This window comes from Neisseria sp. HMSC069H12, assembly GCF_001812735.1.
GTDB lineage: Bacteria > Pseudomonadota > Gammaproteobacteria > Burkholderiales > Neisseriaceae > Neisseria > Neisseria subflava.
On record NZ_KV810276.1, the window covers coordinates 1 to 5,514 of the forward strand.

The 5,514-nt window shown below is 50.5% G+C and carries 3 protein-coding genes; all 3 read left to right on the plus strand.

The window, feature by feature from the left end; all coding sequences use genetic code 11:
- A partial coding sequence (locus HMPREF2872_RS11305; protein ID WP_141752846.1) for a transposase occupies positions 1-167 on the plus strand: 167 nt, incomplete at its 5' end.
- Between the two features lie 215 nt (positions 168-382).
- Positions 383-2,467 (plus strand): transferrin-binding protein-like solute binding protein, encoded by a 2,085-nt coding sequence (locus HMPREF2872_RS05720; protein WP_049328591.1) that lies wholly within the window; start codon positions 383-385, stop codon positions 2,465-2,467.
- Positions 2,464-5,298, plus strand: a complete 2,835-nt coding sequence (locus HMPREF2872_RS05725; RefSeq protein ID WP_049328592.1) for a lactoferrin/transferrin family TonB-dependent receptor — start codon at positions 2,464-2,466, stop codon at positions 5,296-5,298. Before HMPREF2872_RS05720 ends, HMPREF2872_RS05725 begins: the two co-directional genes overlap by 4 nt.
- Positions 5,299-5,514: the final 216 nt, after the last annotated feature.

Consider the following 5,514-nt stretch of genomic DNA (forward strand, 5'->3'; position numbering starts at 1 on the left):
CCCGTTATGTGGTCGAACAAAGCTTCGGTACGTTACACCGGAAGTTCCACTATGCGCGGGCAGCCTATTTTGGTCTATGTAAAGTGAGTGCGCAAAGCCATCTGAAGGCGATGTGTTTGAACCTGTTGAAAGCGGCTAACAGGCTAAGTGTGTCTGTTGCCGCCTAAAAGGCGGCCCGGATGCCTGATTATCGGGTGTCCGGGGAGGATTAAGGGGGTATTTGGGTAGAGTTAGGGAGTGATTGGTGGCGGAAACAGCCGAAAACCTGTGTTGGGGTTTCGACTGTTGTGGGAAGGGCTTTTTTGCCAAGGTCTCGGTTGATATTATCTGTGCATATTAATATAATGATAATTATTATTAATCAAATAGAGGAAAAGTAGGGATGTGTAAACCGAATTATGGCGGCATTGTCTTGTTGCCCTTACTTTTGGCATCTTGTATCGGCGGCAATTTCGGCGTGCAGCCTGTTGTCGAATCAACGCCGACCGCGCAAACCCCGTCAGATTCCAAACCTTCCAAGCCTGAGGATATTCCTGCTCCGGCTCCTGCCAAACCTTCTATAGAAACCACGCCGGTCAACCAGCCCGCCGTCGGTGCGGCAATGCGGTTGCCAAGGCGGAATATTGCTTTTTATAACAAAGACGGTACGGAAATTCCCGATAAGCATCAGGCAGAGGAGTATCTGCCGCTTAAAGAGGAGGATATCCTGTTTTTAGACGGTACGCCGCAAGAACAGGTCGACAAACTTAAAAAGGAAATCAAAGGACGGCATCCTAATGCACAAATCTACACGTCCGATTCAAAAGATGCTGTGTATCAATATAAATATGTCCGGGCCGGATATGTTTATACTCAAACAGGAGAAGACGAAATCAAACAGAACTCAGGTGGTAAGCGGTTTACCCACCGGTTTGGTTATGACGGGTTTGTATATTATTCCGGAGAACATCCCTCCCAATCTTTACCGAGCGCGGGAACGGTGAAATATTCCGGTAACTGGCAATATATGACCGATGCCAAACGTCATCGGACAGGTCAGGCGGTTGCCAGTGAGAATTTGGGTTATAACACATATTATGGTAATAATATTGGTGCAACTTCTTATGCGGCTAGGGATGCCGACGACAGGGAAAAACATCCTGCCGAATATACGGTTAATTTCGACAAAAAAAACCTGGAAGGTAAGTTGATTAAAAATCAGTATGTGCAAAATAAGAATAATCCAGATGAACCTAAAAAGCCGCTGATCATTTACAACATTACTGCAAAATTGGACGGCAACCGCTTTATCGGCAGTGCCAAGGTCAATCCTGATTTAGCGGAAAAACATGCCGGTAAGGAGCATTTGTTTTTCCATGCCGATGCCGATCAGCGGCTTGAGGGCGGTTTTTTCGGCGATAACGGAGAAGAGCTTGCCGGACGGTTTATCAGCAACGACAAAAGCGTATTCGGCGTATTCGCAGGCAAACAAAATAGCTCCGTGCCGTCTGAAACGCATACCAAAATCTTGGATTCGCTGAAAATTGCCGCCGACGAAGCTGCCGATCCTAAGGCACGTCCGTTTATTGCCGAGCCTATGCCCGACTTTGCCCATCCTGACAAACTCCTTGTCGAAGGGCGTGAAATCTCCTTGGTCAAAGATACTCAAACCATCGTTCTTGCCGACGGCAGGAAAACGACAATCCGAACCTGCTGCGATTTTCTGAACTATGTGAAAATCGGACGGATGCAAACCGACCGTCCCGTCGTCAAACCGACTGCAACAGAGGACGAAGATTCCGATCATGAAGGCGCGGGACCTGATGATGAAAATGAAAGTTTAGAGCCTGAAGACGGTGAAGACGGTTTGGAAAATGATACCGATGACGGTCATGCTTCTTCCGAGTTGCCGGCAGAGGAAGATAACGGGGAAGCAAATACAGCAGGAAAAAATGAAGGAAACAACGCGGAAAGCGTAGGCACGGATGGAAAATCACCTGTCCAACCCGCTTCTGCATACAGGAATATCGACCTTTTCATAAAAGGTATCCGCACTTCCGAGGCAGACATCCCCAAAATTGGGAATGTCCACTATAGAGGTTCATGGGAAGCCCGTATCGGCGCGCCGATCCAATGGGATAACCATGCGGATAAAGCGGCAAAAGCCGAATTCGACGTTAACTTTGCCAACAAGTCCCTTTCCGGCACCCTGATGGAGAAAAATGGTGTAGAACCTGCCTTCTATATTGAAAACGGTATTATTGAGCACAACGGTTTCCATGCAGCAGCACGTACCCGTGATACAGGTATCGACCTGCTTGGCAGGGGTGCAACATCCTCCAAACCGTTTAAAGCCGAGAACCTTCATGTAACAGGGGGCTTTTACGGACCTCATGCATCGGAATTGGGCGGCAGCTTTGCCGAACCCCAACAAAAAATCGGTGTGGTATTTGGTGCGAAGAAAGATGACAAGGAGGCAACACGATGAACAGAAGGCATACATTCCCGCTTACCCTGACCGCCTTGGCCATTGCAGCCGCTTTCCCATCATATGCGGCAAACCCCGAAACGGCGGCATCTGATGCGGCGCAAAGTCAATCATTGAAGGAGATTACCGTCCGTGCCGCCAAAGTGGGACGGCGATCGAAAGAGGCGACCGGTTTGGGCAAAATCGTCAAAACGTCGGAAACGTTGAACAAAGAACAGGTACTCGGTATCCGCGACCTGACGCGCTACGATCCGGGCGTGGCCGTCGTCGAACAAGGTAACGGCGCGAGCGGCGGTTATTCGATACGGGGCGTGGATAAAAACCGTGTGGCGGTTTCGGTCGACGGTGTTGCCCAAATACAGGCGTTTACCGTGCAGGGTGCATTGAGCGGATACGGCGGACGCGGCGGCAGCGGTGCAATCAACGAAATCGAATATGAAAACGTCGGTACGGTAGAAATCGACAAAGGTGCCGGTTCTTCCGATCACGGCAGCGGTGCGCTCGGCGGAGCAGTCTCCCTCCGCACCAAAGAGGCGGCAGACCTGATTTCAGACGGCAAAAGTTGGGGGATACAGGCAAAAACCGCCTACGGCAGTAAAAACCGCCAATTTATGAAGTCGCTCGGCGCGGGTTTCAGTAAGGACGGTTGGGAAGGGCTGTTAATCCGAACCGAACGCCAAGGGCGGGAAACGCGCCCGCACGGCGATATTGCGGACGGGGTGGAATACGGCATAGACCGTTTGGACGCGTTCCGCCAGACATACGATATTCAGAGTCCGAATAAAAAGGCGGAATATTTCCTGGCGGAGGGCGAGAGTGAGCTCAAGCCTGTGGCAAAATTGGCGGGCAACGGGAAATATTTGAAAAACCAGCTCAACCGCTGGGTGGAAGAACGCCGTTCAAAAGGTCAGGCTTTAAACAGTGAAGAAGAAGCGATGGTGCGGGAGGCGCAGGCGCGCCACGAAAACCTGTCCGCCCAATCGTACACAGGCGGCGGCAGGATATTGCCCGATCCGATGGATTACCGCAGCGGTTCGTGGCTTGCCAAGCTGGGCTACCGCTTCGGCGGCAGGCATTATGTCGGCGGCGTGTTTGAGGATACCAAACAGCGTTACGACATCCGCGATATGACGGAAAAACAGTATTACGGTACGGACGAGGCGAAAAAGTTTAGCGACAAGAGCGGGGTGTACGACGGCAACGATTTCCGCGACGGCTTGTATTTTGTGCCGAATATAGAAGCGTGGGATAAAAACAAAGAAAAATGGGTCAAGGGCATAGGTTTGAAATATTCCCGCACCAAATTTATAGACGAACATCACCGCCGCCGCCGTATGGGTTTGCTGTACCGTTATGAAAACGAAGCGTATTCTGACAATTGGGCGGACAAGGCGGTGTTGTCGTTTGACAAACAGGGCGTGGCAACCGACAACAACACGCTGAAGCTGAATTGCGCCGTGTATCCTGCCGTGGACAAATCCTGCCGCGCGTCGGCAGACAAGCCGTATTCCTACGACAGCAGCGACCGTTTCCACTACCGCGAACAGCACAATGTTTTGAATGCCTCGTTTGAGAAGTCGCTGAAAAACAAATGGACGAAACACCATCTGACTTTGGGCTTCGGTTACGATGCTTCCAAAGCGATCTCCCGCCCCGAACAGCTTTCCCACAATGCGGCAAGGATTTCGGAATACTCGGATTACACCGATAAGGGAGACAAGTATCTTTTGGGTAAGCCCGAAGTCGTCGAAGGGTCGGTCTGCGGCTACATCGAAACCCTGCGTTCCCGCAAATGCGTGCCAAGAAAAATCAACGGCAGCAATATCCACATTTCTTTGAACGACCGTTTTTCAATCGGCAAATATTTCGATTTCAGCTTGGGCGGCAGGTACGACCGGCAAAACTTTACCACGTCGGAAGAACTCGTCCGCAACGGGCGGTATGTTGACCGTTCGTGGAACAGCGGCATCGTGTTCAAACCGAACCGGCATTTTTCTTTGTCTTACCGAGCCTCCAGCGGCTTCAGAACGCCCTCCTTCCAAGAACTTTTCGGGATAGACATTTATCACGATTATCCGAAAGGCTGGCAGCGTCCTGCCCTGAAATCGGAAAAGGCAGCCAACCGCGAAATCGGTTTGCAGTGGAAGGGCGATTTCGGCTTTTTGGAAATCAGCAGCTTCCGCAACCGTTATACCGATATGATTGCCGTTGCCGATCAAAAAACCAAATTGCCGAATCAGGCAGGACAATTGACAGAGATTGATATACGCGATTATTACAATGCCCAAAATATGTCGCTCCAAGGCATCAACATCTTGGGAAAAATCGACTGGAACGGTGTGTATCACAAACTGCCCGAAGGTTTGTACACGACTTTGGCGTACAACCGTATCAAACCGAAATCGGTATCCAACCGGCCGGGACTGTCCCTCCGCAGCTATGCTTTGGATGCGGTACAGCCGTCGCGTTATGTTTTGGGGTTCGGATACGACCAGCCCGAGGGGAAATGGGGCGCAAACATTATGCTGACCTATTCCAAAGGGAAAAACCCTGATGAACTTGCTTATCTGGCAGGCGATCAAAAACGATATTCGGCAAAAAGAGCGTCGTCTGCTTGGTCGACGGCAGATGTTTCCGCCTATCTTAATCTGAAAAAACGGCTGACCTTGAGGGCTGCTATCTACAATATCGGCAACTACCGCTACGTTACTTGGGAATCCTTGCGCCAGACTGCGGAAAGCACGGCAAACCGGCACAGCGGCGACAGTAACTATGGAAGGTATGCCGCACCGGGCAGGAACTTCAGCCTCGCGCTTGAAATGAAGTTTTAAAGGAAATACCGTCTGAAAGCTTGATCTGCACCCCAAAAGTCGGACTAAACCGCCAACTGATTAAGGTGCAGGTTTTTTTTGAGGTTTAGGGTAACTTCTAAACCGTCATTCCGGGAATCTGGACATTCAATGCTAAGGCAGTTTGAGACCTTTACAAAATCCCCCAAAATCCCCTAAATTACCACCAAGACATTTAGGGGATTTTCCATGAGCACC

Excerpts from the sequence above, each read along its gene's own strand:
- HMPREF2872_RS05720 (WP_049328591.1), top strand. The coding sequence starts at position 383 with ATGTGTAAACCGAATTATGGCGGCATTGTCTTGTTGCCCTTACTTTTG.
- HMPREF2872_RS05725 (WP_049328592.1), top strand. The coding sequence starts at position 2,464 with ATGAACAGAAGGCATACATTCCCGCTTACCCTGACCGCCTTGGCCATT.